This window comes from Acidovorax temperans (genome assembly GCF_028596105.1).
Taxonomy (GTDB): domain Bacteria; phylum Pseudomonadota; class Gammaproteobacteria; order Burkholderiales; family Burkholderiaceae_C; genus Acidovorax; species Acidovorax temperans.
Genome location: NZ_CP117193.1, coordinates 514,726 through 539,041, shown reverse-complemented (window position 1 = coordinate 539,041; position 24,316 = coordinate 514,726). Strand labels below are relative to the sequence as shown.

General features: G+C 61.6%; 21 protein-coding genes and 6 pseudogenes. 9 read left to right on the top strand and 18 right to left on the bottom strand.

Going from position 1 to position 24,316, the window contains the following annotated elements; translation table 11 throughout:
- Window positions 1–111: 111 nt before the first annotated feature.
- Window positions 112–318: pseudogene (locus tag PQV96_RS22310) on the top strand (type II restriction endonuclease); the annotation flags it as partial.
- A 109-nt stretch (window positions 319–427) separates the two neighbouring features.
- Here the strand turns inward: PQV96_RS22310 and PQV96_RS02540 are convergent.
- From PQV96_RS02540 to PQV96_RS02495, 10 genes and pseudogenes are all read right to left on the bottom strand, one after another.
- Window positions 428–718 (bottom strand): hypothetical protein, encoded by a 291-nt coding sequence (locus tag PQV96_RS02540; protein ID WP_207375602.1) that lies wholly within the window; start codon window positions 716–718, stop codon window positions 428–430.
- Window positions 719–907: 189 nt separating this feature from the next.
- Window positions 908–1,214 (bottom strand): annotated as a pseudogene (locus PQV96_RS02535) (IS3 family transposase); the annotation flags it as partial.
- A gap of 6 nt (window positions 1,215–1,220) precedes the next feature.
- Window positions 1,221–4,352 (bottom strand): efflux RND transporter permease subunit, encoded by a 3,132-nt coding sequence (locus PQV96_RS02530; protein WP_207375329.1) that lies wholly within the window; start codon window positions 4,350–4,352, stop codon window positions 1,221–1,223.
- 15 nt (window positions 4,353–4,367) lie between these two features.
- Entirely contained in the window at window positions 4,368–5,972 is a 1,605-nt protein-coding gene (locus tag PQV96_RS02525) for an efflux RND transporter periplasmic adaptor subunit (protein ID WP_273624462.1), read from the bottom strand.
- A complete protein-coding gene (locus tag PQV96_RS02520; protein WP_207375327.1) occupies window positions 5,969–7,243 on the bottom strand; it encodes a TolC family protein in 1,275 nt (424 codons plus the stop codon). Before PQV96_RS02520 ends, PQV96_RS02525 begins: the two co-directional genes overlap by 4 nt.
- Window positions 7,240–7,488, bottom strand: a complete 249-nt coding sequence (locus tag PQV96_RS02515) for a DUF2789 domain-containing protein (protein WP_066697057.1) — start codon at window positions 7,486–7,488, stop codon at window positions 7,240–7,242. Before PQV96_RS02515 ends, PQV96_RS02520 begins: the two co-directional genes overlap by 4 nt.
- A gap of 458 nt (window positions 7,489–7,946) precedes the next feature.
- A complete protein-coding gene (locus PQV96_RS02510) occupies window positions 7,947–8,294 on the bottom strand; it encodes a DUF4148 domain-containing protein (RefSeq protein WP_207375326.1) in 348 nt (115 codons plus the stop codon).
- Window positions 8,295–8,418: 124 nt separating this feature from the next.
- Window positions 8,419–9,828 (bottom strand): heavy metal sensor histidine kinase, encoded by a 1,410-nt coding sequence (locus tag PQV96_RS02505; RefSeq protein WP_207375325.1) that lies wholly within the window; start codon window positions 9,826–9,828, stop codon window positions 8,419–8,421.
- Window positions 9,829–10,512 (bottom strand): heavy metal response regulator transcription factor, encoded by a 684-nt coding sequence (locus PQV96_RS02500; RefSeq protein ID WP_207375324.1) that lies wholly within the window; start codon window positions 10,510–10,512, stop codon window positions 9,829–9,831.
- A 152-nt stretch (window positions 10,513–10,664) separates the two neighbouring features.
- A protein-coding gene (locus PQV96_RS02495) for an IS5 family transposase (protein ID WP_156445078.1) occupies window positions 10,665–11,529 on the bottom strand; the annotation gives its coding sequence in 2 pieces (ribosomal slippage) (window positions 10,665–11,112 and window positions 11,111–11,529; 867 coding nt in all).
- 74 nt (window positions 11,530–11,603) lie between these two features.
- On the opposite strand from PQV96_RS02495, the gene PQV96_RS02490 reads away from it, so the two are divergent.
- The 5 genes from PQV96_RS02490 (at window position 11,604) to PQV96_RS02470 (ending at window position 15,741) form a co-directional block, all read left to right on the top strand.
- Entirely contained in the window at window positions 11,604–11,939 is a 336-nt protein-coding gene (locus PQV96_RS02490; protein WP_242638333.1) for a hypothetical protein, read from the top strand.
- On the top strand, window positions 11,936–13,366 hold the full coding sequence (locus PQV96_RS02485; RefSeq protein ID WP_210570223.1) for a TolC family protein: 1,431 nt from the start codon (window positions 11,936–11,938) through the stop codon (window positions 13,364–13,366). Before PQV96_RS02490 ends, PQV96_RS02485 begins: the two co-directional genes overlap by 4 nt.
- A 16-nt stretch (window positions 13,367–13,382) precedes the next feature.
- The gene (locus PQV96_RS02480) at window positions 13,383–14,795 is read left to right on the top strand and encodes a multicopper oxidase family protein (protein WP_273624461.1); all 1,413 of its coding nucleotides are present in this window, start codon (window positions 13,383–13,385) and stop codon (window positions 14,793–14,795) included.
- 33 nt (window positions 14,796–14,828) lie between these two features.
- Complete coding sequence (locus PQV96_RS02475; protein ID WP_207375578.1) at window positions 14,829–15,320, top strand: cupredoxin domain-containing protein; 492 nt, start codon at window positions 14,829–14,831, stop codon at window positions 15,318–15,320.
- 79 nt (window positions 15,321–15,399) lie between these two features.
- Entirely contained in the window at window positions 15,400–15,741 is a 342-nt protein-coding gene (locus PQV96_RS02470; RefSeq protein WP_207375577.1) for a copper-binding protein, read from the top strand.
- Window positions 15,742–15,909: 168 nt separating this feature from the next.
- Here the strand turns inward: PQV96_RS02470 and PQV96_RS22385 are convergent.
- Window positions 15,910–16,290 (bottom strand): annotated as a pseudogene (locus PQV96_RS22385) (IS110 family RNA-guided transposase); the annotation flags it as partial.
- Window positions 16,291–16,361: 71 nt separating this feature from the next.
- Window positions 16,362–17,629 (bottom strand): annotated as a pseudogene (locus tag PQV96_RS02460) (IS256 family transposase).
- 305 nt (window positions 17,630–17,934) lie between these two features.
- Between PQV96_RS02460 and PQV96_RS02455 the strand changes: the two are divergent.
- Window positions 17,935–18,285, top strand: coding sequence for a DUF4148 domain-containing protein (locus PQV96_RS02455; RefSeq protein WP_207375624.1), 351 nt, complete (start codon window positions 17,935–17,937; stop codon window positions 18,283–18,285).
- A 67-nt stretch (window positions 18,286–18,352) separates the two neighbouring features.
- Here the strand turns inward: PQV96_RS02455 and PQV96_RS02450 are convergent.
- Window positions 18,353–18,598: pseudogene (locus PQV96_RS02450) on the bottom strand (DUF3363 domain-containing protein); the annotation flags it as partial.
- Between the two features lie 128 nt (window positions 18,599–18,726).
- On the bottom strand, window positions 18,727–19,296 hold the full coding sequence (locus PQV96_RS02445) for a transposase (RefSeq protein WP_210570231.1): 570 nt from the start codon (window positions 19,294–19,296) through the stop codon (window positions 18,727–18,729).
- A 111-nt stretch (window positions 19,297–19,407) separates the two neighbouring features.
- Between PQV96_RS02445 and istA the strand changes: the two genes are divergently transcribed.
- Window positions 19,408–20,835, top strand: coding sequence for an IS21 family transposase (istA, locus tag PQV96_RS02440; protein ID WP_207375626.1), 1,428 nt, complete (start codon window positions 19,408–19,410; stop codon window positions 20,833–20,835).
- A gap of 34 nt (window positions 20,836–20,869) precedes the next feature.
- On the top strand, window positions 20,870–21,607 hold the full coding sequence (istB, locus tag PQV96_RS02435; protein ID WP_207375629.1) for an IS21-like element helper ATPase IstB: 738 nt from the start codon (window positions 20,870–20,872) through the stop codon (window positions 21,605–21,607).
- A 138-nt stretch (window positions 21,608–21,745) separates the two neighbouring features.
- Here istB and PQV96_RS02430 read toward each other — a convergent pair whose 3' ends face one another.
- The 4 genes and pseudogenes from PQV96_RS02430 to PQV96_RS02415 all read right to left on the bottom strand — a co-directional run bounded on the left by PQV96_RS02430 (window position 21,746) and on the right by PQV96_RS02415 (window position 24,249).
- Window positions 21,746–22,123: a transposase gene (locus PQV96_RS02430; protein ID WP_210570238.1), complete on the bottom strand. Its 378-nt coding sequence runs from the start codon at window positions 22,121–22,123 to the stop codon at window positions 21,746–21,748.
- Between the two features lie 150 nt (window positions 22,124–22,273).
- A pseudogene (locus PQV96_RS02425) lies at window positions 22,274–23,200 on the bottom strand (IS5 family transposase); the annotation flags it as partial.
- A gap of 41 nt (window positions 23,201–23,241) precedes the next feature.
- Entirely contained in the window at window positions 23,242–23,565 is a 324-nt protein-coding gene (locus PQV96_RS02420) for a hypothetical protein (protein ID WP_242638358.1), read from the bottom strand.
- The gene (locus PQV96_RS02415; RefSeq protein ID WP_207375457.1) at window positions 23,566–24,249 is read right to left on the bottom strand and encodes a heavy metal response regulator transcription factor; all 684 of its coding nucleotides are present in this window, start codon (window positions 24,247–24,249) and stop codon (window positions 23,566–23,568) included. It lies immediately after the preceding gene.
- Window positions 24,250–24,316: the final 67 nt, after the last annotated feature.

Here is a 24,316-nt window from a genome sequence, read left to right as displayed (position 1 = left end):
ATGACATTGTTGTTAAGAATCTGCGTGAATTGGAGCGCGAGTTGGTGGACGTGCGCGGGGGACGAATGCGGAGGACGGAGGACCAACCACACGGGTAGACAGAAGTCACCGGTTGCAGAAAAATGTGCGCTCTTTATGGTGGCCCCAGACAATCGCCGAGCCAAGGTGGCGGAGCAACTCCAAAGACCGGCATTCTCCCGTGTTTCGGAACTCGGGATTCGTTATCTGCCTTACAGCCAACTGGAGCAGAACCACGCGTCCATGAGCCGCTTTGGCTCCAGCATCAAGCCATTGCTGGAGATTTCACAGCGGTTGTAAGTCTTCTGCCTTATGCCTTATGCCTTATTTCTCCTCCATGGGTTGGGCCGGCTGGCATGGGCAGGCGGATGAGTTTTGCAGGGCCGACTGAATAGGCGCTTCCTCGGCGTCATTCCTTGCAGGCCTTCATCTCCGCCTCGAAGCGCTGCTTGCGCAGTTGGTTCAGGTAGGGCGTAGTCAAGGCACGCGGACCATGGTCGAGCGGCAGGATCAAGGGCTGGGGCGGGCAGTCGCCACGGCCGGTTTTGGCGGCCTCGGTGGCATCTCGCGTGCGCGTGGCCTCGGCCTCCTGGCCGGCCTTGCGGCCTTGCTCGATAGCCTGAAAGTCAGGGCCGGCCAGGACCGGCAAGGTGGCGCCCAGCATCAGCGCGCCGGCGAGGGGGTAGATCAGCTTGTTCATGATGATTCCCTTGGTATGCGAAAAAGGGGGCTTGAGCTGCGTGAGGGGAACAAAGTGCCTTGACGGCGGCCTATTGATCCGGCACGGTTTATTGCAGAGTCCCGATGCCGTTCAACTTGAGCCCGTCGAGGGGCTTCGACACCTCAGCCCGAGCAAGGTTTACGAATAAAGCCTGCCGGATCAATAGTTGTGCGCCTGCATGCTCCAGCCCACCACCTGGCGGCTGAACAGGTCGATGACCGCTGCCAGGTACACCCAACCTTCGTCGGTGGCGATGTAGGTGGTGTTGCCACACCAGAGCTGGTCGGGTGTATCGGGATTGAAACGTCGCTGTACCAGGTCCGGGGCCACCGGCGGGGCTGTGGCGGCTGTCCGTGGTCACCACAAATTTGTGCTGGGTCTTGGCCCGGATGCCGTGCTGCTGCATCAAGCGGCGCACACGTTTCCTGCCCACCCGGATGCCACGGGCGAGCAGTTCCTTGTGCATGCGAGGCCAATCGCATCAAGCTCGCCTTCTTCGAAGTTCAAACTGCTTGACCAAGCCATAAATAGCGGGAATTACTGCCAGCGTGAGCACGGTCGAAGAAATCATCCCGCCCACCATCGGGGCAGCGATACGACTCATCACTTCCGAGCCGGTGCCGGTCCCCCACAGGATGGGCAGCAGGCCCGCCATGATGGCAACCACGGTCATCATCTTGGGGCGCACCCGTTCGACTGCGCCTTCCATGATGGCTTCGTAGAGGTCGGCCACGCTAGGCTCCTTGTTCTCCGATCGGCGCCGTGCCTGAATTTCTTCCCAGGCATGGTCGAGATAGATCAGCATGATGACGCCCGTCTCTGCTGCCACCCCGGCCAGTGCGATGAAGCCCACCGCGACAGCCACCGACATGTTGTAGCCCAGCCACCACATGAGCCAGATACCCCCCACCAGGGCAAACGGCACCGACAGCATGACGATCAAGGTTTCGGTCAGGCGCTTGAAGTTCAGGTACAGCAGCAGGAAGATGATGAGCAAGGTGACCGGGATGACGACCTTCATCTTCTGCACCGCGCGCTCCATGGATTCGAACTGGCCGCTCCAGGTGGCGTAGTAGCCGGGCGGGAACTGAACTTGCTCGTTCACGGCCTTGCGGGCGTCTGCCACATAGCTGCCGATGTCCCGATCACGGATGTCGACGAAGATGTAGGCAGACAGAAGCGCATTTTCAGTGCGGATGCCGGGTGCCCCCTTGGCGACTTCCACGCGCGCCACCTGTCCCAGCGGGACCATGGCGCCATCCATGGTGGGTACCAGCACTTCACGGGCGATCTGCTGCGGGTCGGCGCGCAGCTCGCGCGGGTAGCGCACCGTCACGCCAAAGCGCTCGCGGCCTTCCACCGTGGTGGTCACCATTTCGCCGCCCAGGGCCGTGCCAATGACGTCCTGCAGCTCTCCTACCCCCAGGCCGTAGCGTGCCAGCTGCGCCCGGTCGGGTTCAATATTGAGGTAAAAGCCCCCTGTGATGCGTTCCGCGAACGCCGAGGTCGTTCCGGGCACCTGCTTGACCACGGTTTCGATCTCGCGCGCCAGGCGTTCCATCTCGCCCAGGTCCTTGCCGAAGACCTTGATGCCGATGGGCGTGCGGATACCGGTGGACAGCATGTCGATGCGCGCCTTGATGGGCATGGTCCAGGCGTTGGACACGCCGGGGAATTGCAATGCCTTGTCCAGTTCCGCGATGAGCTTGTCGGTCGTCATGCCGGGGCGCCATTCGGACTCGGGCTTGAGGTTGATGACGGTCTCGAACATCTCGGTCGGCGCCGGGTCGGTGGCGGTGTTGGCGCGCCCAGCCTTGCCATAGACCGATACCACCTCCGGGAAGCTCTTGATGATTTTGTTCTGCGTCTGCATCAGCTCGGCCGCCTTGGTGATGGACATGCCGGGCAGCGACGCGGGCATGTACAGCAGCGTGCCTTCGTTGAGCGTGGGCATGAACTCCGAGCCGAGCTGGCTGGCGGGGTAGAACGACACGCCCAGCACGATGATCGACGTGGCAACCGTCAGTTTCTTCCACCGCATCACGGCGGCGATGATGGGACGGTAGATCCAGATGAGGAACCGGTTCACCGGGTTGCGTGCCTCCGGCAGGATGCGCCCACGGATGAACAGCATCATCAGCACGGGCACCAGCGTCACCGACAGTAGCGCGGCACCGGCCATGGCAAAGGTTTTGGTATAGGCCAGTGGCGAGAACAGGCGGCCTTCCTGCGACTCCAGCGTGAACACCGGCAGGAAGGACACGGTGATGATGAGCAGCGAGAAGAACAAAGCCGGGCCCACCTCCTTGCAGGCGGCAATCATGGCTTCCACGCGCTCGGTGTTGGTGTGCTCCTCGGGCAAGCGTTCCAGGTGCTTGTGCGCGTTCTCGATCATGACGATGGCCGCGTCCACCATGGCCCCGATGGCGATGGCGATGCCACCCAGGCTCATCAGGTTGGAGTTCATGCCCAGCAGGCGCATGGCGATGAAGGCGATCAGCACCCCCACGGGGAGCATCAGGATCGCCACCAGGGCCGAGCGCACATGCATCAGGAAGACCACGCAGACCAGCGCGACGATCAGGCTTTCTTCGAGCAGCGTGCGCTTGAGCGTGTCGATCGCGCGGTGGATCAGGTCGGACCGGTCGTACACCGCCTCGATGGTGACGCCCTGCGGCAAGCCGCTTGATACCTCTGCGATCTTTTCCTTCAGGTTGTGGATCACCTCCAGCGCGTTCTGGCCGTAGCGCGCCATGGCGATGCCCGAGACCACCTCGCCCTCGCCGTTGAGTTCCGTCAGGCCCCGGCGCTCGTCCGGCGCCAGTTCCACGCGGGCGATGTCGCGCACCAGCACCGGCGTGCCCTTGTCGGCCTTGACCACCAGGTTCTCGATGTCAGACACGCCGCGCAGGTAGCCCTTGCCGCGCACCATGTACTCGGTCTCGGCCATCTCCACCACGCGGCCGCCCACGTCGCGGTTGGAGTCGCGCACCACCTGCGACACCTTGGCCAATGGAATGCCGTAGGCGCGCAGCTTCACCGGGTCGACGGTGATCTGGTAGGTCTGCACAAACCCGCCAATGGATGCCACCTCGGCCACGCCATGGGCCTTGGTGAGCTGGTAGCGCAGGTACCAGTCCTGCAGCGTGCGCAGCTCGGCCAGGGTCTTGTCCTTGGCCAGCAGCGCGTACTGGTAGACCCAGCCCACGCCGGTCGCGTCCGGGCCGATCTGCGGCGTCACGCCCTTGGGCATGCGCCCCGCCGCGAAGTTGAGGTATTCGAGCACGCGCGAGCGGGCCCAGTAGATGTCGGTGCCATCCTCGAAGATGATGTAGACGAACGAGGCGCCGAAGAAGGAGAAGCCGCGCACCACCTTCGACTTCGGAACCGACAGCATGGAGGTGGTCAGCGGATACGTGACCTGATCTTCGACCACCTGCGGGGCCTGGCCCGGATACTCGGTGTAGACGATGACCTGAACGTCCGACAGGTCCGGCAGCGCGTCCAGCGGCGTCTTGAGCACGGCATAGACACCGCCAACAATGACGAACAGGGTCGCCAGCAGCACCAGGAAACGGTTTCTCCCCGACCAGTCGATGATCTTCGCAAGCATGGTGTCTCCCAAAAATCAGTTGTGGCCGGCGTGAGGGTTAGCCGCAGCCTTGCCCAGAGGCTTGACGGCGGTAATCACCCATTCGCCCTGACCGCGTTCGAGAAACTCGAATGCCACCGCTGCGCCGGGCTTGAGCTCTTTCAGCAAGCCGCTGTTGGCGACCTTGAACTCCATGGACATGGCCGGCCATTTGAGGCTGGCCACCGGGCCATGCGCCAGGGTGACCGTGGAGGTTTTGGTGTCAACCTCCTCCACCGTGCCTTCGGCCTGGTGGCCCACGCCGGTGACGGCCTGGGTACTGGTGGAACCCTCCGTGGGGATTTGCGCACCGTGCCCTGCATGTCCCAGGCTCCCGACGGCAGCCTTGAGGTTGCTTTCCGCATCGATGAGGAAGTTGGCGGCCACCACCACCATCTCGCCATCCCGCACGCCCTCGATGATTTCGATGCGGTCCTCGCTGCGCGCGCCGACCTTGACTTCGCGGGGCTCGAAACGCCCCTCCTTGAGTTGCACCAGAACGATCTGCCGTGTTCCGCTGTCGATGACGGCCGACGTCGGCACCGTCAGGACGGCCCCCTTCGAGGTGGCGGGCAGTTCCACCTGGGCAAACATGCCCGGCTTCAGCAGTCCGCCTGGATTGGCCAATTCAACCCGCACGGGCACGGTGCGGGTTTCCGCCGTGAGCGTGGGATAGACGTAGGTGATGGAACCGGTGAATACCTTGTCCGGGTAGGCGTTGATGCGAACCGTGGCCTTTGCCCCTGTTTTGACCATGCCGATGTCCTGCTCGAATACATCGGCTATCACCCACACTGAAGACAGGTTAGTGACCTGGTAGAGCGCGTCGCCTGGCATGAAACGCATGCCCTGTACCGCCTTTTTCTCGGTCACGATGCCTGCCACCGGCGAGCGAAATGTGAGGGTGCGGCGCGCCGTGCCCGACTGAGTCAGCGCCTTCACCTGCTCGTCCGAAATATCCCAGTTGCGCAGGCGCGTCAGGCCCGATTCGGCGAGTTCTCGCATTCCTTTCTGTGTTTCCACGCTGGCGCCCTTCAAGGCGTCGAGCCCTTGGGCGGCAATCGCATATTCGCGTTGCGCCGACACCAGCTCTGGGCTGTAGACCTCGAACAACGGCTGGCCCTTGCCCACGGCCTGGCCGGTGGCGTTGACATGCAAGCGTTCGACGTAGCCCTCGAACTTGGGGGTGATGGCGTAGGTCAGGCGCTCGTCGGGTTCGATGCGGCCTGCCGCGCGCACCATCTTGTCCAGGTTGCGCAGGCTGACAGCCTCAACGCGCACCCCGAGCTTCTGAACCTTGTCGGTGCTGATCTTGATCTGGTTGGCGCTTCCGGCTTCCGGTTCCTGATCGCCCTCGTAGACGGGGATGTAATCCATCCCCATCGGGTCCTTCTTGGGCGTGGGGGACGTATCGGGCAAGCCCATCGGATTGCGGAAATAGAGAACCTTGCGCTCCTTCTTATCGTTTGCCGAAGCAACAGTCGATGTCGCCTGCACTGATCCATGTGCAGCGGACTGGCGTTGCCCGTACCAATAGCCGCCTCCCGCAGCCAGTGCCGTGGCGGCCAGCACGAGCGCGCCCACCTTGATAGTTGTTGTCATAGATCTTCTCCCACGATGCGCTCGATGTCTGCCAGGCGAATCTGCGCCGCGACTCCTGCTTTGACTTGATTGAGTTTGGCTTGTCGTATCTGTCTCTGTGCATCCAGCAGGGTGGCGAAATCCACCTTGCCCGATTCGTAGCCTGCCAAAGCCGACCGGAACGTCAGCTCCGACTGGGGTAGCAGGCTGTCCGTGGTCAACGCCAGCGTACGGCGAGCCGCATCCAGGCCCGCCAAGTTTTCATACAGATCCGCCAGTACTTGGTTGGTGGCCGCTTCGCGGCGCGAGCGGGCGGCATCCAGCATGGCCTGTGCTTCCTGCTCCTGTGCGCGCCGGGTGTCCTGCTGCAAGGGAATGGTGACCTCGACCATCAACTCCCATTCCCGGATCGACTTACCGTACTGGATGGGTGACACCCCCACCGCAAAGTCCGGATAGCGGTTCTTGTAGGTGAGTTCACGGTTCTTTTCTGCAGCCTGGATTTGTGACTCCTCGGTTCTCAGCAGCGGATTGCTGGACCGTGCACGCTGCTCCAGGACATCAAATCGCATGGTCTCAGGCGCCGGAAGTGTGCGAATGCTCTCTGGCGTAGCCAGCATCTCGCTGGCAGGGCGCCCCACGAGCGCTTTCAGCTTGGCCTGCAACTGACTTCGCTCTGCTTCGAGTGCAATCAATTCGTTGCGCATGGTGGTTTGCTCCAGCTGCGCACGAATCACGTCCTGCTGCGCGGCCAGGCCACCGGCGTAGCGCACCTGGGCGACTTTTTCCAGGCGAGTCATCAGGTCCAGGATCTCCCTGGTCAGCCGCTCGTTCTGGTCCAGATAGTAGAGTTGGGCGTATGTCGTCTTGATCTTGGTCGCTAGTTCACTCCAGGTGCCAGCCACTCGCCCTCGAGCCGCCTCGGCCTGCAATTGGGCCGATTCACGCTTGAGGCCCCGTTTCCCAAACCACGGCAATTCCTGTGTGAGCAGGTATCGCGTGCTGCCCACACGCCCTGGCAGCAGCGTCGGGTTGCGCTCGCCCATCCGGGTAAGGTCACGAAGTTCCATGCTGAACTTTGGATCCGGCAAGGCACCCGCGGGTACGACACGCTCGGCAGCGGCATCGGCATCAAAACGCATGCTTGCGATTTCGGGGTTTCGCTCCCAGGCCGCTTGCAGCAACCCTTCAACACTCGACCCAAGCTTGACCTCCTGCGCGTAAACCATCGAGCTCAGCGCGAGAGACACCATTACCACACCCAACGACAGGCGATTCCTCATAGGCATCATGACCTCCCCCTTGGCGCACGCAAAGCGGAATTCAACCGGTCAATTACTTCGGCCCAGTCCGCGTCTTCCAGAAGTTCTTCGCGCAACAGAGTCGCCTGAGATGGTGTCCAGAATGGCGCATCGGCCAGCAGCACATCGGCCGGCAGTGGAGCGTGGGCCTCCAAGAACTCCCCGATGCCTGCCGCGTCCATGCGCAGACCAAGCTGGGAAAACAGTTCAGAGAAGCGATGAAATGACTTTTCCATAGCGGTGGTCCCTATTGTTCAAACACAAAAATAGGACTTACGCAAAATTGTTCCAGTAAGGCGCTCTGACGCAGACAGCGCAAGCGCACGGCAAGGAAGAGCAACGCCGCTGGGGCGATTTTGCGTAAGTCCTGAAAAATTCTGAAGACGTGGTCGGTGGAGGCTCACGAAAGCGTCAGGCTCAGCGCCAAAATGACCGCTCTGCAAGCCATCCCACCCTCTTTCACTGAAATCCAGGGTGTTGCACTTCGTATTTGAGTCCGCCCACCGCGTGCGAATTCACGTTGTGATTATGCAAGCCCGAGACTGACGGGAAAATGTTTCAAAAATTACATTTCTGTCAGGTAATTTTTGGGGCGTGACCTATCAGGCTGCTGAAATCCCGAGGTTAGCCAGGCCGACGCGCGATCCCACAGAATGGATTCAACGTGCTCTGCTCGAGCCCCAATTGGGGGCTATCAACCCGGGGAGTAGAGACGCAGACGCTCGGAGCGTTCGGCAGGTGACTCGCTCAGCAGTTCGTTGATTACTTGCTCACGCGTCTTGCCAGAACTTACATCAGGTGTGCGGATGGGGTAGTTGCTCTCACCATAAGAAAGGCGGCCTTGCCGCATCGCAGCCTCGGTCTCCGCCTTGACTTGGGCGCGGGTTTTCTCGCTCTTGAAGTGTTCCGGGTGAACGATTACGCCCTTTTCATTGTTGGCAGGATGCTCGTAGGCTGCCGAAGCCATCCCTGGAAGGCCCAGAGCAACTACTGCGGTTGCGGCTGCGATCATGGAAGAAAGGGAGAGGCGTTGTTGGGTCATGGTTGAAGCTCCTAAGGAAGGTGGATGAAACTTGCATCTCTCATGCCTTGGTCGGTGTTGAGGAGATGTGTTCATCTTAGGGAGCGCCCCCCAACAGAATCCGGACAGCCAGATGAGATTGTTGTCAGCTTGATGGCTGTGAGCCACGGTGAGGAAACATCAAGGTGAAGCAGGTTCGCCCGTCGCCCGACGTCGCCGTGACGCTACCGCCGTGGGCCTCAGCGATGGCACGTGTGATGGCCAGGCCCAGCCCGGAGCCATCGGAGTCCGGGTGGGCCCTGGAAGCATCGGCTCGGTAGAAGCGGTCGAACAGCCGGGGCAGGATCTTGGCATCGATGTCGGTTCCAGTGTTCTCCACGGCCACTGTCGTGGTTTGTGCCGTGCTGGTGATACGGATGGTGATGTCGCCGGCCTCGGGCGTGTAACGCAGGGCATTGGACAGCAGGTTGCTCACCGCACGACGGAACATCAGGCGATCGCCTTCGACCTCGCCGTCTCCTTTCAACTGGAGCCGGATGCGTTTTTCCTCGGCCACGGCCTCGTAGAACTCCAGCAGCGCCAGCGCGTCCTGGCGGGCGGAAAACCGCTCCTTGTGCGGCAGATCCACGCCGCGCTCGGTCTTGGCTAGGAACAGCATGTCGGACACCATGCGTGCTAAACGCTGAAATTCCTCGGCATTGGAGGCCAGGATGTCGCGGTACGTCGCGGCATCGCGCTTGGTCGTCAGCGCCACCTGCGTCTGCGTCAGCAGGTTGCTGATGGGGGTGCGCAGCTCGTGCGCGAGGTCCGACGCGAAATCGGTAAGGCGCTGGAAGTCCTCCTGCAGGCGGTCCAGCATGCGGTTCAGCTCTTGCGCCAGATCGGCCATTTCCACCGGCACGGCCTCAACTGGCATGCGCTCGGACAATTTCTGACCTGTGACCACGGCTGCGCGCGACTTCATTTCACGCAGAGGCGCCAGTCCTTGACGCGCCGCGAGCCACGACAGTAGCCCACACACGATGATGGCCGCGATCACGTAGAACGCCAGACTGCTGCGCAGCTCAGTGAGGAATTGGGTGTGGTGTTTTGTATCCGCTGCGATCAACACCTGCAACGCTGATGCGGAGTAAGCCGGGGCAGTTCCAAAGCTCAATGTGTGGAACTCGGTATCGTGGTGACGCCAAACCCCGAAAACACTCGTCTCCTCGGTACTCAGGGCATCGCCGCTTTGCACATTGAGGTTGGATGTTGACGATTGAAAAATGCGCTCTCCCTGGGGGTTCTGCACCAGGACATAGAGATCATGGTGATAGTTCAAAGCTTTGCTCAAGCGCAAGCTTGCGTCGTCCACTGAGTTGGCATTGCCAAGAATTTCCTCGATCAAATGCCGCTTTTCCTGCAGAGCCATCCGGTCCAGTTCGACGAAATGCTGCTCAATTTCCACCAGAAAAAGACCTCCCAACCCAAGCACCACAGCAGCTGCCACCACGGTGAAGAACAGGGTGAGGCGACGGGTCAGCGAAAGCTTGCCCAAACGCAATTTCGACTCCACCTATTCTTCCTCTCGCACGTCCAGCACATAGCCCATGCCGCGCACGGTCTGGATGAGCTTGAGGGGTTGGCCTTCATCGATCTTCATGCGCAAGCGGCGCATCGCCACTTCGATGACGTTGGTGTCGCTGTCAAAGTTCATGTCCCACACCTGCGAGGCGATCAGGGACCGTGGCAGCACTTCACCGTGTCGGCGCATCAGTAGCTCCAGCAGGCCGAATTCCTTGGCCGTCAGATCGATACGCTCGCCGTTGCGGGATACCCTGCGGCGCAGCAAATCCAGTTCCAGGTCGGCCACTCGCAGCGTGGTGCTCTCGTTGCCTGCATGGCCGCGCCGCAGGATGATGCGTACCCGGGCCAGTAACTCGGCAAACGAGAACGGCTTGACAAGGTAGTCGTCGGCCCCGAGTTCCAGTCCTTTGACACGATCTTCCACTTGATCGCGGGCAGTCAGGAACAGGACGGGCATTCCGATCCCCCGGTCACGCAGGGCTTGCAGCACTTGCCAGCCATTCAGGCCAGGCAGCATGACATCCAGGATCAGCAGGTCATATTCGCCCTGCTGGGCCATATGCAGGCCATCCGCGCCGTTGGGCACGAGGTCGGAAATGTATCCAGCTTCTGTCAAACCCTGACGCAGGTACTCACCCGTTTTGGGCTCATCTTCGACGATCAATATTTTCACGTGTGCGCTTCCGTTCAATGCTTTGGCGAGAGTTTGCCAAGTTTGAGGCGTTCTGACAGGTAGATAACAACAATGTAATTTTCAGAACATCTGAATGAAAGGGTGGTCTCTCCAGAATCTCCACATCATGAGATCAAAGATTCTTTTAGGATTTATCCGTAAATAATATTGACGGGCAGACTGATCTTTCGCAAGGTGATGATGGCAGCGGCCAGATGGTTAAGCGCGAGAAACGTGTGCTCCAGCTTTTCGTAGCGCACGAGCAGCTTGCGGAATCTGTTGAACCACCCATGGCATGCCTCCACCACCCAGCGGCGCGCCTTCTTCTGCGGATTGCGTTTCTTGCGCTCTGCCTCGCTCTTGCGGCCCACTACATGCGGGATATAGCCGTGGGCCAGGATGATCTTCATGGCGTTCTTTCCCCGGTAGCCGGCATCAGCGCATAGGTGCTTGCTGCGTCGCTGCTTGGGTGTGGGACGCTTGATCATGCAGGACGCCAGCACGGCCTCAAGTTGCGTCACGTCGTGCGCGTTGGCCCCGGTCACGACGAGTGACAACGGGACGCCACGCCCGTCCACCAGCAGGTGACGCTTGCTGCCCTTTTTTCCCCCGATCCGTCGGGTTGCGCCCCACAGCCTCTTGCGCCAGTGGCGCCTTGAACATGGCCCCATCAATGCTTTGCCAGCGCCAGGCAACGCCTTCGAAATCATCGTACTCAGCAAGGCCTGCACGCCACAGGTTCTCAAAGAACCCGGCCTTGGACCACAGCATGAACTTCTGATGGATCGCGCTGGCGCTGCCGAAGCGCTCAGCAGGCAATGCCTTCCATTGGCAGCCAGTGCGCAGCACATACATGATGGCCTCGAACACCAGCCGTGGCGGTTTGCTCGGGCGGCCCGCTCCGGCTGCGCGCTTGTACTGCTTGTCAGGATCGCGCGCAGGCTGTGGCACCAGCGGCTCCACCCGGCTCCAGAACTCGTCCGTCACTTCCCACGAATTGGCATGCGCCTTGGCCATCTACACCTCCTGCGCCGCATCACGGGCGACTCAGGAACATAGTTTAATTTACGGATAGATCCTTAGAGGAGACCATGCTCACTTCCAGTTACCTGCCGCCCTTCAGGGCTCTGTTGCCTTCGACACTGGTGTTGTTTGCGGGGGCAGCTTTCGCACAAGCTCCAGCAGATACCGAGGCTCCCAAGCCTGCACCGCTGGCAACGTTGCAATACGCGTCCCCTATCGGGGCTTATCAGGGCTATGCGGATCAACCGGTGCAATCCTGGCGCGAAGCCAATGATCGTGTGGGCCAGATTGGCGGCTGGCGCGCCTATGCTAAGGAAATCAAGTCGGGCGAGCCCGCGTCCGCCAAGGATGCTGCTCCTGCTAGCGATCCCCACACGGGCCATCACGGGGGAGGAAAACCATGATGCCTTTGCGTGCCACTCATGCCAAATTGGCTCTGTCCGCACTCGGATTGGCAGTGCTGACGGGATGTGCCAGCGTCAGCCTGGATCAGAACATCAATCGCGTCAACGACGAAGCTGGCAGTTTTACCGGGGGCAAGCTCGCGTTGGCTCGTACCCTGGATGAACGCGACCAGCGTGCGCAGGCCGCTCAAGCCTTGCTGGCGCAGCCTTTGGAGCAGAAAGATGCTGTCCAGTTGGCCTTGGTGAACAGCCCATCCCTGCAGACCCTTCTGGCGCAGGGTTGGGCAGAGTCGGCGGATGCCGCGCAGGCCGGGCGGATTGCCAACCCCATTTTCAGTTTTGAGCGCATGGTCGCAGGCGATGAGCTGGAGTTTGGGCGCGCTTTGTCCTTCGGCTTGCTGGATCTTTTGACGCTTCCCGCACGGCACGGCGGCGCTACCCGGCGCATTGAGCAAGCGCAATTGCGTCTGACCAGTGATGTGGTGGATCAGATCACCCGTGTGCGCCAGTCCTGGGTGCGGGCCGTGGCCGCGCAACAAACGCTCAAATATGCCAAGCAGGTCTATGACAGCGCGGAAGCAGGAGCGGAACTGGCCAAGCGCATGCAGGCGGCGGGCAACTTCAACCGGATTACCCGTGCACGGGAGCAAGCTTTCTACGCCGATGCCGCCACCCGGCTGAGCGCAGCGCAGCACCAGGCTACGGCCAGCCGCGAAGAACTGGTGCGACTGCTGGGGCTAGATGAGGCGCAGGAACAAACGCTTAAGCTGCCGGAGCGATTGCCGGAGCTACCTAAACAGCCAATGGAGCCGCAGACGGTCGCCTTGCAAGCAACCCAGGCGCGTCTGGATATCCGCTTGGCCCAATCCGCGCTCAATGAGGCCGTCAAGGCCCAGGGTCTGAACATGGTGACCAGCTTCACCGATATCGAACTCACCGGGCGTCGCAACACGACCTTTGACAACGCTGAGGGCACTCGTTCTACTGCGCGCGGCTGGGAAATCGACGTGCGTCTACCCCTCTTCGATTGGGGTGGGATGCAGCGCGATGCGATGAATGCACGCAGCCTGGCTGCGGCCAACCAGCTCGAAGCCACCGTGCGCTCTGCCGGCTCCAACCTGCGCGAGAGCTATTCGGCCTATCGAACCGCCTACGACGTGGCGCGTCACCACCGCGATGAAGTCGTGCCGCTGCGCAAGGTGATCTCGGAGGAAAACCAGCTTCGCTACAACGGCATGTTGATCAGCGTCTTTGAGCTATTGGCCGACGCGCGCGAGCAGATCAGCGCCGTCACGGCCGCCATTGATGCGCAACAGCAGTTCTGGCTGGCCGATGCCGCCATACAGGCATCCGTGATCGGGCGCCCCACCAACACCACGTTGTCAGTCACGTCCAGCGCGCCCAGTGCGGGCGATGCGGGCCACTAAAGCAAAGATTCATGTCATGACATCCAGAAGAGATTTTTTCAAATATGCGGGCATCGCAGGCGGAGCGGTCGCGGCCAGCTCGGTGAGCCGCGTGGCCATGGCGGCATTGCCCGAGCCGGTGATCCAGACCAGCCCGAACACCATGGCGCCGCTGGTTCCCAACTCGGGGCGGCCCTACAACCCGGTGGTCACACTTAACGGCTGGACACTGCCGTGGCGGATGAATCAGGGCGTCAAGGAGTTTCACCTGGTCGCCGAGCCTGTGGTGCGCGAGATGGCGCCTGGCTTCAAGGCCCATTTGTGGGGCTACAACGGCCAGAGTCCCGGGCCCACCATCGAAGTGGTGGAAGGCGATCGCGTTCGCATTTTTGTGACCAACAAGCTGCCTGAGCACACCAGCATCCACTGGCATGGACAGCGTTTGCCCAATGGCATGGACGGTGTGGCGGGATTGAACCAGCCCGCAATCCAGTCGGGCAAGACCTTCGTCTACGAGTTCGTGGCGCGCCGCCCGGGCACCTTCATGTACCACCCGCATGCCGATGAAATGACCCAGATGGCCATGGGCATGATGGGCTTCTGGATCACGCACCCCAAGGCCAAGCATCCGCTGATCGACGAAGTGCACCGTGATTTCTGCTTCCTGCTCAGTGCTTATGACATTGAGCCAGGGGCCGCGACGCCCAAGGTTGCAGAGATGACGAACTTCAATCTGTGGACATGGAACAGCCGCATCTTTCCTGGCATCGACTCCTTGAACGTCCGGCTCAACGACAAGGTGCGTATTCGCATCGGCAACCTCACCATGACCAACCACCCGATGCACTTGCACGGTCACGAGTTTTTGGTCACCGGCACGGATGGTGGTCCTACACCCAAGAGCACCCGTCTCTATGAAGTGACCACCGACGTGGCCGTGGGCCAGATGCGCCAGATCGAGTTCCTCGCGGACGAAGAAGGTGACTGGGCATTCCACTGCCACAAGAGCCACCACACCATGAACGCAATGGGTCACGACATTCCCACCATGATTGGCGTAGACCACCGGGGCGTGGCCAAGAAGATCAACAACCTGATTCCCGACTACATGGTCATGGGCGAACGGGGCATGGCGGACATGACCGAGATGGAGATGCCCATTCCGGACAACACCGTCCCCATGATGACCGGGGAAGGCCCCTTCGGCTCGGTGGAGATGGGTGGCATGTTCAGTGTCCTGAAGGTGCGCCGCGACCAGAAGCCAGGCGACTACAAGAACCCGGGTTGGTACAAAAACCCGGAGGGCACGGTGGCGTATGAGTACACCGGTCCGATGGCGGAGCCTGCCCGCTTCAAAGCCGAGGGCGGCCAGTCCATGCCGCGCGTTCGCAAACCTGCAACGCCGACCGAAGTCAAGGTGCGCAAGCCTACATCGCATGGCGCGCATTGATTTTTTCCTTCAATTTTCAACGAGAGCCCATCCATGAAATTCACGCGATCCACTATTTCTCAACTCTTCGCTATGGCTGCGCTGGCCACATCGGGGGTAGCCTTCGCCAGCGGCACCCATGCAGGTGGCCACGGTGACGGGGGTGAGACAGCCATTGGCAAACCCGGCGTTGCCGCCAAGGCCGGTCGCATCATCACCATCGAAATGAGCGACAACATGCGTTACACGCCGTCGAACATTCAGGTCAAACAGGGCGAAACCGTGCGCTTCGTTGTCAAGAACGTCGGCCAGGTCAAGCACGAACTCAGCCTAGGCACCGAGAAGGAACTGCTGGAGCACCTGGAGCAGATGAAGAAGTTCCCGGACATGGAGCACGACGAACCCGGCAAGGTCACGCTCGCACCGGGCAAGCAGGGTGAAATCGTCTGGCAGTTCACCAAGGCGGGAGCCGTGAACTTTGCCTGCCTGATGCCTGGCCACTATGAGGCCGGCATGAAGGGCGCCATCAAGGTGGGCCGCAAGTGATGGCCTGAAGCGCCCACCACAGCCGGCCCAGCCATGGCAGGGCCAGCCCATAGATCCATCCATTTACCCAGAGGTCACCATGAACACCATCCAACGTCTGCTCACCATCTCCGCCCTCGCCATGGGCGCCGCCCTGCCGCTGGCGGGCCATGCACAGGTCAGTCCCAATTCAGGCCAGACTTCGGCTCCCGCACCCGCATCCATGACCGATGGCGAGGTCAAGAAGGTCGATCTGGACAACGGCAAGATCACCCTCAAGCACGGGGACATCAAGAACCTGGACATGCCCGGAATGACCATGGTCTTTACCGTCCGCGACAAGGGCCAACTCACCAACCTCAAGCCCGGCGACAAGGTGCAATTCATGGTCGTCCAGGAAGGCGGGAAGATGATCATCACGGACATCCAGCCCGTGCGCTGAGCAAATTCACAACCGCGCCATCTCGTCGGACGCGGCAGCCCTAGCCAACCCCTGCACCGCAAGGAGGATGCATCATGGTTCACATTCGCCATACCCTGATCGGCCTCTGTGTCGCCGCCGCCTCCGTGGGCGTGCTGGCGCAAGGCTCCGACGAGCACAAGGACCACCAACGATGCAATTCACGCCGGTGATGGTCAACAGCCTTCTGAGTTGCTCGTTCTGGACCACGGATTCGCACAACAGCCGATCGATCGCCGCAAGGTCCTCGCCGCCGAGCCGATCGATTTCGCGCAGGCGCTGCTCCACCGCAAGACGCTCATCCATTGGAAGCGGCTGTTGATTCAGCCAGACGCGCCCTTTGCGCCCGAACAGATCGCTTGCCGGACATGACGGGATCAAGGGCGCCGCAAGGACTGCATGGATCTCGTTGTTCAAGCGTGTGCGGTGACGATCAATCTGTGAACGGTGTGCCACCTGGCGGCGCAGCGCGAGGGTCTGCTTGTCGGGCATCCAGACCTGCGGCAGAAAGCCACTGGCGTACAGTTGTGCAGGGCGTGTCCGAATTTCTGTGTGTGAGGCTCATTGAACCTTCACCGATATCGTGAAGCTAGTTGAATATCTTACGTGCTCGATTTCGTGAACCGGTCTTCGTAGAGGATCGCGAATTGGTTCATCGCTGATTTCCAGTTGTTGGCCGCCCGTCCCCAGTCCTCGGTGATGTTGCGCAGTGCCAGCCAGATCAGCTTGGTGGCCGCGTCGTCGCTGGGGAAGTGTCTGCGCGTCTTGAGATCAAAGCGCAGCCTCGCATTCACGCTCTCAATCGCGTTGGTGTGTAAATCACCCTGCGCACCTCGGGCGGGAAGGCGAAGAACGGGATGACCTTGTCCCGGACCCTGCGCCAGGCGCCAACGACGGTCGGGAATTTCTGGCCCCATGGCCCCTGGGCAAACGCATCCAGTTCGGCCTCGGCCGCCTCTGCGCTCACGGCCGTGTAGATCGGCTTAATGGCTGCGGCCAGCAGCTTACGATCCTTCCCGCTGGCGAAGTCCAAGCTGGTGCGTATCAGATGCACGATGCAGGTCTGCAGCGTCGTGGCCGGGAACACCGCTTGCAGCGCCTCGGGCATGCCCTTGAGGCCATCGGTCACGGAGATCAGGATGTCATGGACTCCGCGCGTCTTCAGATCGTTGAACACGCAACATCGCAGAACTTGGCGCCCTCGGTGTTCTCGATCCAGATCCCCAGGATGTCACGGCTGCCGTCGGGCAGCACGGCCAGCGCCAGATACACGGCCTTGGAGCGCACCACAGCGTCTTCACGTATCTTGACCCGCAGCGCGTCGAAGAACACGACGGGGCACATGGGCTCGAGCTGGCGCGTCTGCCAGGCCGAGACCTCGCTCATCACCGCGTCGGTGACGCTGCTGATGAGATCGGGCGAGACATCGACCGAGTACATCTCGGCCAGGAAGCCCTGGATCTCGCGCACCGTCATGCCGCGTGCGTACATGGCGGAGATCCAAGTCGTTAAAGCCGGTGAAGCGGCGCTCATGCTTGCCAATGAGCTGGGGCTCGAATGTGCCCTCGCGGTCGCGGGGAACGTCGATGCGCAAGGCGCCGACGTTGGTCAGCACGGTCTTGGCGCTCTTGCCGTTGCGGTGATTGACGGCAGCCCCTTCTGGCTTGGCCTGGCCGGGCGCGTAGCCCAGGTGATGGCTCATCTCGGCGCCCAGCGCTCGTTCAAGAACCGACTTCTTGAACTGCTGGAAGATGCCTTCGAGTTCGGCCGGCGTTACCGGCCCGGGAATGAGTTGCTCCAGCAGCTCGGCTGAGAATTGCGGCTGCGCCGCCTTGTCCGCTGCTGCAGTCGTCTTCGTCTTGCGTGGCATTCATGCTCCTTGTTGACATGCTATGCCTCACACACAAAATTTCTGACAGGCTTTCTGACAGGCTCGCTCGCGCCGATCCACTGGCGACTTCTGTCTACCCGTGTGGTAGATCCTCCGTCCTCCGCGTTTGTCCCCCGCACAGGTCCACCTACTTGCGCTCCAGCTCGCGCCGCTCCCTGATAAAAATGTCATCGGGCTGTCTAGATTCTGTTGGGGTGCGCTCCCTACGATGAACACATCTCCTCAACGCCCAAGCAAGGCATGAGAGATGCAAGTTTTATTCACCATCGCTAGGAGCTTCAACCATGATCCAACAACGCCTCTCCCTTTCTTCCATGATTGCCGCGGCGGCCGCAGTGGTTACCCTGGGCCTTCCAGGGATGGCTTCGGCCGCATACGAACATCCTGCCAACAATGAAAAGGGCGTAATCGTTCACCCGGAACACTTCAAGAGCGAGAAAACCCGTGCCCAAGTCAAAGCAGAAGCCGAGGCTGCCATGCGGCAAGGCCTCCTTTCTTACGGCGAAAGCAACTACCCTATCCGCACACCTGATGCAGCAGGTCCAGGCAAGACGCGTGAGCAAGTAATCAACGAATTGCGGAGCGAGTCCCCTGAAGAACGCGACGCGCGTCTGCGTCTCTATTCCCCCGGTTGATTGTCCTCGGTGGGGCTGCAGAAAATTCCTTGGAATCCATTCTGTGGGATTGTTGGCGTCGGCCTGACTAACCTCGGGCCAGCCCAGGCCGCCGTCCAATTTCCCATGACACCCCACCGCCGCGAACCGTCCCGACGAGTCGCTGACCCAGCCGCGGCTCGATCACCGACTTACACGGAACGAGCGAGAATCCCATGCCGTCATCCTGCATCTAGCAGCGTGCACTCGCCAGCATCACGGAACGCCGGTAGATGTCCGCAGCGCGCTGCGCGTCGGCCACGGGTCGATGTTTCTGGCCGGTTTCGGATCCGATCCTGAGGTTTCCCCTCAAACTTCAAGCGCGGCATTGGGATTGCTCCAGCGGCTAATGATCTGCAACAGTGGCTCGGTGGGCGGATCAAGGACAGTAACGATTAACCAGCCCAGTTGATGCACCGACAGCTATGGGCGGCTGCGGCGGTTGGTCAGTTGCCAATGGCGTTGTTGCTGACCGTCGTAGGCCCATTGCCCGACCAGATACAGCACCCACTGCGCCAGCGTGGCGATCAGCACCAGCACGGCCAGGCGCTCGGGCGTGCGCGTACCGCTGCGCTCCAGGCCCAGACCCCAACGCGCATTCTTGGTGTCGCGAAACGATGGCTCGATTTGCATGCGCTGCGCGTACCGCGCCGCAATCGCTGCAGCGCTGAGCTGGCGCAGCGAGCATGAGGCGGCCAGCAGCCACGGCTCGGTTTGCGAGCGGGCATTCTTGCGTGAGTGTTTGCTGCGCGCGCGGGTGCCGCGCACCGTGTGCTTGTGCCGGCCTTTGGGCTCGTGCTTGAGCAGTACCAGCCGGCACACATGGGGGCGCGAGCGCACGCATTCATAAGCGCCCAGGTCGCTCGGCCTGGTGGTGGCTTGCGCCCACACGCTGCGGCAGCTGGCCCAGCGCGCCTGCGGGTGGTCCGCTGGACGCAGCAGATCACGCCCACGGATACGCCCCAGCTGCGTATTCCATGCGATGGCGGACACGATTCCACGCTGAAGGCGGACAGCATTCCAAACTGATGGCGGACACCTGTAGGGTGTTCTGAGTGACCCGAACGCGGCATACGCTGCCCGGTTTTTTGACCGGAACCAGCGATGCCCACACCCAGGGTCACCATGAGCAAACTACGACACACACTGCAACTGCTGCACGGCGGGGCCTTGAGCACCCGTCAAATCGGTGCCGCCCTCGGCATCTCCAAATCCACTGTCAGCGAGATAGCCAGCTACGCGCGCGTGGCCGGCGTGGACTGGGCACTGGCCCAGAGCCTGAACGACGAAGAACTGCAGGCCCGGCTGTACAAGCCAGCGGTGGCGCGCGAGTCCCGGCACCTCGAACCCGACCACGCCCACATCCACCGCGAACTGTGCCGACCTGGCGTGACGCTGCAACTGCTGTGGGAGGAATACCAGCAACAGCACAGCGGTCAGGCGTACAAGTACAGCGCCTTCTGCGAGAAGTACAAGGCTTGGGCCCGGCGCCTGCAGCGCTCCATGCGCCAGACCCACACGGGCGGTGACAAGCTCTTTGTGGACTACGCCGGCCAGACCGTTCCCGTGGTGGATGCCGACACTGGCGAGATACGCCCGGCCCAGGTCTTCGTGGCCGTGCTGGGCGCATCCAACTACACCTACGCCTGCGCCACCGCCAGCCAGAAGGCCACCGACTGGGCGGCCAGCATCATCGCCACGCTGGAGTTCATCGGCGGCGTGCCCCGCCTGCTGGTGCCTGACCAGCCGCGCGCCCTCATGGCCCGCCCCGACCGCTACGAGCCCACCGCGCACCGCCTGCTCGAAGAACTCTCGGCCCACTACAGCCTGGCCGAGCTCAACCGGGCGATTGCCGCCTTGCTGGTGGACTTGAACCAGCGCGCGTTCAAGAAGCTGCCGGGCAACCGCACCAGCGCCTTCGCCGAACTCGACCGGCCAGCCCTGCGTCCCCTGCCGCCGGTGCGCATGCCCATTGCGCGCTTCAAACCCGCCCGCGTCAACATCGATTACCACGTCGAGCTCGATGGCCACTACTACTCGGTGCCCCACGCGCTGGTGGGCGAGCCGGTGGAGTTGCGCATCACGGCCGGCACGGTCGAAGTCCTGCATGGCGGCAAACGGGTGGCCGCCCACGCCCTCAATCCCCGCCGGGGTTCACACACCACCACGCCCGAGCACATGCCGGCCTCGCACTGGGCGCACCTGCAGTGGACGCCGGCCAAGCTCATCGCCTGGGGCGAGCGCGTGGGCGCGGCCACCGCCTCCGTGGTGCGCTGGCAGATGGAGCACCGCCAGCATCCCGAGCAGGGTTACCGCTCCTGTCTGGGCCTCATGCGCCTGGGCCGTGAGTACGGGGCTGACCGGCTGGAGGCCGCCTGTGCGCGGGCGCAGTCGATTCGCTCACCGTCCTACAAGAGCATCGCCTCCATCCTGGGCTGCGGCCTGGACCAGCGGCCGCTGGATGCGCCGATGGCCGCACAGGCGAGTCTGCCGCTGCACGAGAACGTGCGCGGGCCGGGCTACTACCACTGACACCGCGATGCAGACAAACAAAGCACCAACGACCATGCTCAACGAACAGACCTTGAACCAACTGCGCGCCCTGCGCCTGGACGGCATGGTGGCCGCCCTCAGCGACGCGGCCACCCACATCACGGCCAGCGAACTGCCCTTTGAACAACGCCTGGCGCTGCTGGTGCAGCGCGAGGTGGACTGGCGTGACAGCAAGCGCCTGGAGCGCCTGTTGAAGGCGGCCCGCCTGAAGGTCTCCAGTGCCTGCCTGGAGGACATCGACTGGCGCGCCAGCCGGGGCCTGGGCCGGGAGGTCATCAGCAGCCTGGCCGGCGGCGACTGGCTGCGCCATGGCCACAACGTGCTGCTGACCGGCGCCACCGGGTGCGGCAAGACGTGGCTTGCCTGCGCACTGGGGCAGCAGGCCGCGCGCCTGGGCTTCTCGGTGCTCTACACCCGCGCGCCACGGCTGCTGCAGGAGCTGCATGTGGCCCACGGCGATGGCAGCCTGGGCAAACGGCTGGCGCAACTGGCGCGGCTGGACCTGCTCATCCTGGACGACTTCGGCATCGCGCCGATTGCCGCGTACGAGCGAAACGACCTGCTGGAGTTGCTGGACGACCGGGTGGGTACTCGCTCGACGCTCATCACCAGCCAGTTGCCGGTGACGGCCTGGCACGCCTGGCTGGACGAGCCCACGCTGGCCGACGCCATCCTGGACCGCATCGTGCACGGCTCACACAAGATAGCCCTCAAGGGCGAGTCGATGAGAAAGCTCACCAAGGCCGTCTGAGCCGGCCGCGCCGACCGCCATTCCACGCTGATGGCGGACACTTCGGCTACGATTTGAGCGTCACTCAGGACACCCGCGCAACGTGTCCGCCATCGCATGGAACGCTGTCCGCGATGGAAATGGAATCACTGTCCGCCATCAGTGGAATGCGCACCCCAGCCAATGCCAGCCGAGTTTTTCCACGGCGGCAAACCAGGGCGCACGAAAGCCTGCATCGGTGACGATGATAGGGCACGCCCGCTCGCCAACGATGGCCTTGAGCTGGCGCAGAAAGCGCGTATGCGTGCGGGGCGTGGCCGCCTGCTTGGCGCCGTACACCTGCTCGAGCAAGCTCAGGCTGCGCCCATGCAAGGCCAAGCTGGCGCGGATCAGCTGCACACTGCGATCGGCCTTGAGATCGCTCCAATCGACCAAGATCACTGGCTGCTTGCAGTCCGCAAGTATTTGCCTGGCCATGCCAGCGTAGATGTCTGCACATTGGCGCTGCAATGCCGCGTTGCCCAGCAGGCGATCCATGCATTAGGGCAATGCTGAACAAGTAACGTCATATCCATCGCACAGCCATTTGAATGCCAAATGGCCCGCAAAGATACTGTGCTTTGCCCCACAGGGCCTGTTTCGGGAGCCTTTGAGCCCCCTTCGAACCCTTACGGGCGCACCTGTCCCAGCAAGCGCCAAGGCCGTGAACGCACGCGTGGCGTTCTTTTGCAGCCCGCGATAGCGCACCTTGCCAAAACCCCACAGCCGTTTGACCACCCCGAATACATGCTCTACGCGAGCGCGGATGCGGGACTTGTTGCGGTTCTTGGCCCGCTGAACTTCGTCCACCTCGCCTGCACGGCGGGTGCGCTGGTTGGTGAAGTCCTTGGCCTTGGGGGCCTTGCTCGCTATCAGTGCTTTCTGGCTGGCATAGGCCGAGTCGCCGTACACGCGCCGCTCATTGCCATGCAGCAGATCGGGCAGAGGGTGTTTGTCATGCACGTTGGCCGCCGTCACCACGGCGCTGTGCGCCAGCCCGCTTTGGCTGTCCACGCCAATGTGCAGCTTCATGCCGAAATACCATTGCTGGCCTTTGCGTGTCTGGTGCATATCGGGGTCGCGCGCCTTGTCGGCGTTCTTGGTGGAGCTGGGCGCTGCGATGATCGTGGCATCCACGATGGTGCCGGTGTTGACCTTCAAGCCGCGCTCCTGCAATTGCTGGCCTACCTTGGCAAACAGGGCTTCGCCCAGTTTGTGCTCATGGAGCAGTTTGCGAAACTTCAGCAGCGTGGTGGCATCGGGCACGCGCTCGCGGCCCAGGTCAATGCCCACAAAGCGGCGCAGACTGGCACTGTCATACAGAGCCTCCTCGCACGCCAGATCGGCCAGGTTGAACCAGTGCTGAAGAAAATGGATGCGCAGCATGCGCTCAAGGCCAATGGGCGGGCGGCCGTTGCCTGCTTTGGGGTAGTGCGGCTCTATCACCTGGCACAGAGCGGCCCATGGCACTATTGTCTGCATGGTCCGCAAGAACTCTTCGCGTCGGGTGGGTTTGCGCGAATGCTCGAATCCGTTGTCTTGATCTGCGGCCATTGCCAGGGTCTGCTGCTTCATCTGCGGATAACGTTTGCCCCCCCCTCAACGGTGGACCTTAATCAGCGTTGCCCTAAAGTGGCTGGAGGTTGAAACCCTTCAGTCTTGAAAAGAACATCCCCTTTAGCGTTTTTGACAATGACAGACAAGCCGTGGTGATTGTTCAATGACTCGCGTAAGCGCGATGGGATGTCATCGATGGAGTTGGTATTGACTACTATGTTCTCGATCAGGTGCTGTTTGTCTTGCAGCGTGATTCGATCCAGTTCCAGGAAGTGGCGTTCGGTCGGAACCAGGAACAACATTCCAAGCCCCAGCACCATGGCTGCAGCCACCATCGTGAAAAAGATGGCCAAACGATGGATAAGCAAAAAGAACCGGAACATTTAAACGCTCTCCGGCGCTTCCAGCACATAGCCCATGCCTCGCACGGTCTGGATCAACTTGACGTCCTGGCCTTCGTCGATCTTCAGACGCAAGCTGCGCATCGCCACTTCGATCACGTTGGTGTCGCTGTCGAAGTTCATGTCCCACACCTGGGAGGCAATCAGCGAGCGAGGCAACACTTCTCCATGCCTGCGCATCAGCAACTCTAGCAAACCAAATTCCTTGGCTGTCAGGTCAATGCGGCGGCCACCCCGCCAGACCCGTCGGCGCAGCAGATCAAGCTCCAGGTCAGCCACGCGCAGTGTGTTGGTTTCGGTGCCTCCTCGGCCCCGGCGCAGAATTGTGCGTACACGGGCCAGCAACTCGGCGAATGAAAAGGGCTTGACCAGATAGTCGTCAGCGCCCAGTTCCAACCCTTTGACCCGATCTTCCACCTGATCCCGGGCCGTCAGGAACAGCACGGGCATCTGCAAGCCGCGATTGCGCAGGGACTGCAGCACCTGCCAGCCATCCAGTCCGGGCAGCATGACATCCAGGATCACGAGGTCGTACTCACCTTGGAGTGCCAGGTGCAGCCCATCGCTACCGTTTTGAGCCAGGTCGGCCACAAATCCGGCCTCGCTCAATCCCTGGCGAAGGTATTCACCGGTTTTAGGCTCATCTTCGACGATCAATATCTTCATGGTCACTCTCCGCTATCTGGCGTAGACGTAAGATTGACGAGTTTCTGCGTTCCCGACATGCAGATAA

Bases quoted from the DNA above. Each gene is read 5' to 3' on its own strand.
- PQV96_RS02420 (WP_242638358.1), bottom strand. From the start codon at position 23,565: ATGTTCCGGTTCTTTTTGCTTATCCATCGTTTGGCCATCTTTTTCACG.
- istB (WP_207375629.1), top strand. From the start codon at position 20,870: ATGCTCAACGAACAGACCTTGAACCAACTGCGCGCCCTGCGCCTGGAC.
- PQV96_RS02525 (WP_273624462.1), bottom strand. From the start codon at position 5,972: ATGACAACAACTATCAAGGTGGGCGCGCTCGTGCTGGCCGCCACGGCA.
- istA (WP_207375626.1), top strand. From the start codon at position 19,408: ATGCCCACACCCAGGGTCACCATGAGCAAACTACGACACACACTGCAA.
- PQV96_RS02515 (WP_066697057.1), bottom strand. From the start codon at position 7,488: ATGGAAAAGTCATTTCATCGCTTCTCTGAACTGTTTTCCCAGCTTGGT.
- PQV96_RS02520 (WP_207375327.1), bottom strand. From the start codon at position 7,243: ATGATGCCTATGAGGAATCGCCTGTCGTTGGGTGTGGTAATGGTGTCT.
- PQV96_RS02490 (WP_242638333.1), top strand. From the start codon at position 11,604: ATGCTCACTTCCAGTTACCTGCCGCCCTTCAGGGCTCTGTTGCCTTCG.
- PQV96_RS02480 (WP_273624461.1), top strand. From the start codon at position 13,383: ATGACATCCAGAAGAGATTTTTTCAAATATGCGGGCATCGCAGGCGGA.
- PQV96_RS02475 (WP_207375578.1), top strand. From the start codon at position 14,829: ATGAAATTCACGCGATCCACTATTTCTCAACTCTTCGCTATGGCTGCG.
- PQV96_RS02510 (WP_207375326.1), bottom strand. From the start codon at position 8,294: ATGACCCAACAACGCCTCTCCCTTTCTTCCATGATCGCAGCCGCAACC.
- PQV96_RS02530 (WP_207375329.1), bottom strand. From the start codon at position 4,352: ATGCTTGCGAAGATCATCGACTGGTCGGGGAGAAACCGTTTCCTGGTG.
- PQV96_RS02430 (WP_210570238.1), bottom strand. From the start codon at position 22,123: ATGGATCGCCTGCTGGGCAACGCGGCATTGCAGCGCCAATGTGCAGAC.
- PQV96_RS02470 (WP_207375577.1), top strand. From the start codon at position 15,400: ATGAACACCATCCAACGTCTGCTCACCATCTCCGCCCTCGCCATGGGC.
- PQV96_RS02540 (WP_207375602.1), bottom strand. From the start codon at position 718: ATGAACAAGCTGATCTACCCCCTCGCCGGCGCGCTGATGCTGGGCGCC.
- PQV96_RS02455 (WP_207375624.1), top strand. From the start codon at position 17,935: ATGATCCAACAACGCCTCTCCCTTTCTTCCATGATTGCCGCGGCGGCC.
- PQV96_RS02415 (WP_207375457.1), bottom strand. From the start codon at position 24,249: ATGAAGATATTGATCGTCGAAGATGAGCCTAAAACCGGTGAATACCTT.
- PQV96_RS02485 (WP_210570223.1), top strand. From the start codon at position 11,936: ATGATGCCTTTGCGTGCCACTCATGCCAAATTGGCTCTGTCCGCACTC.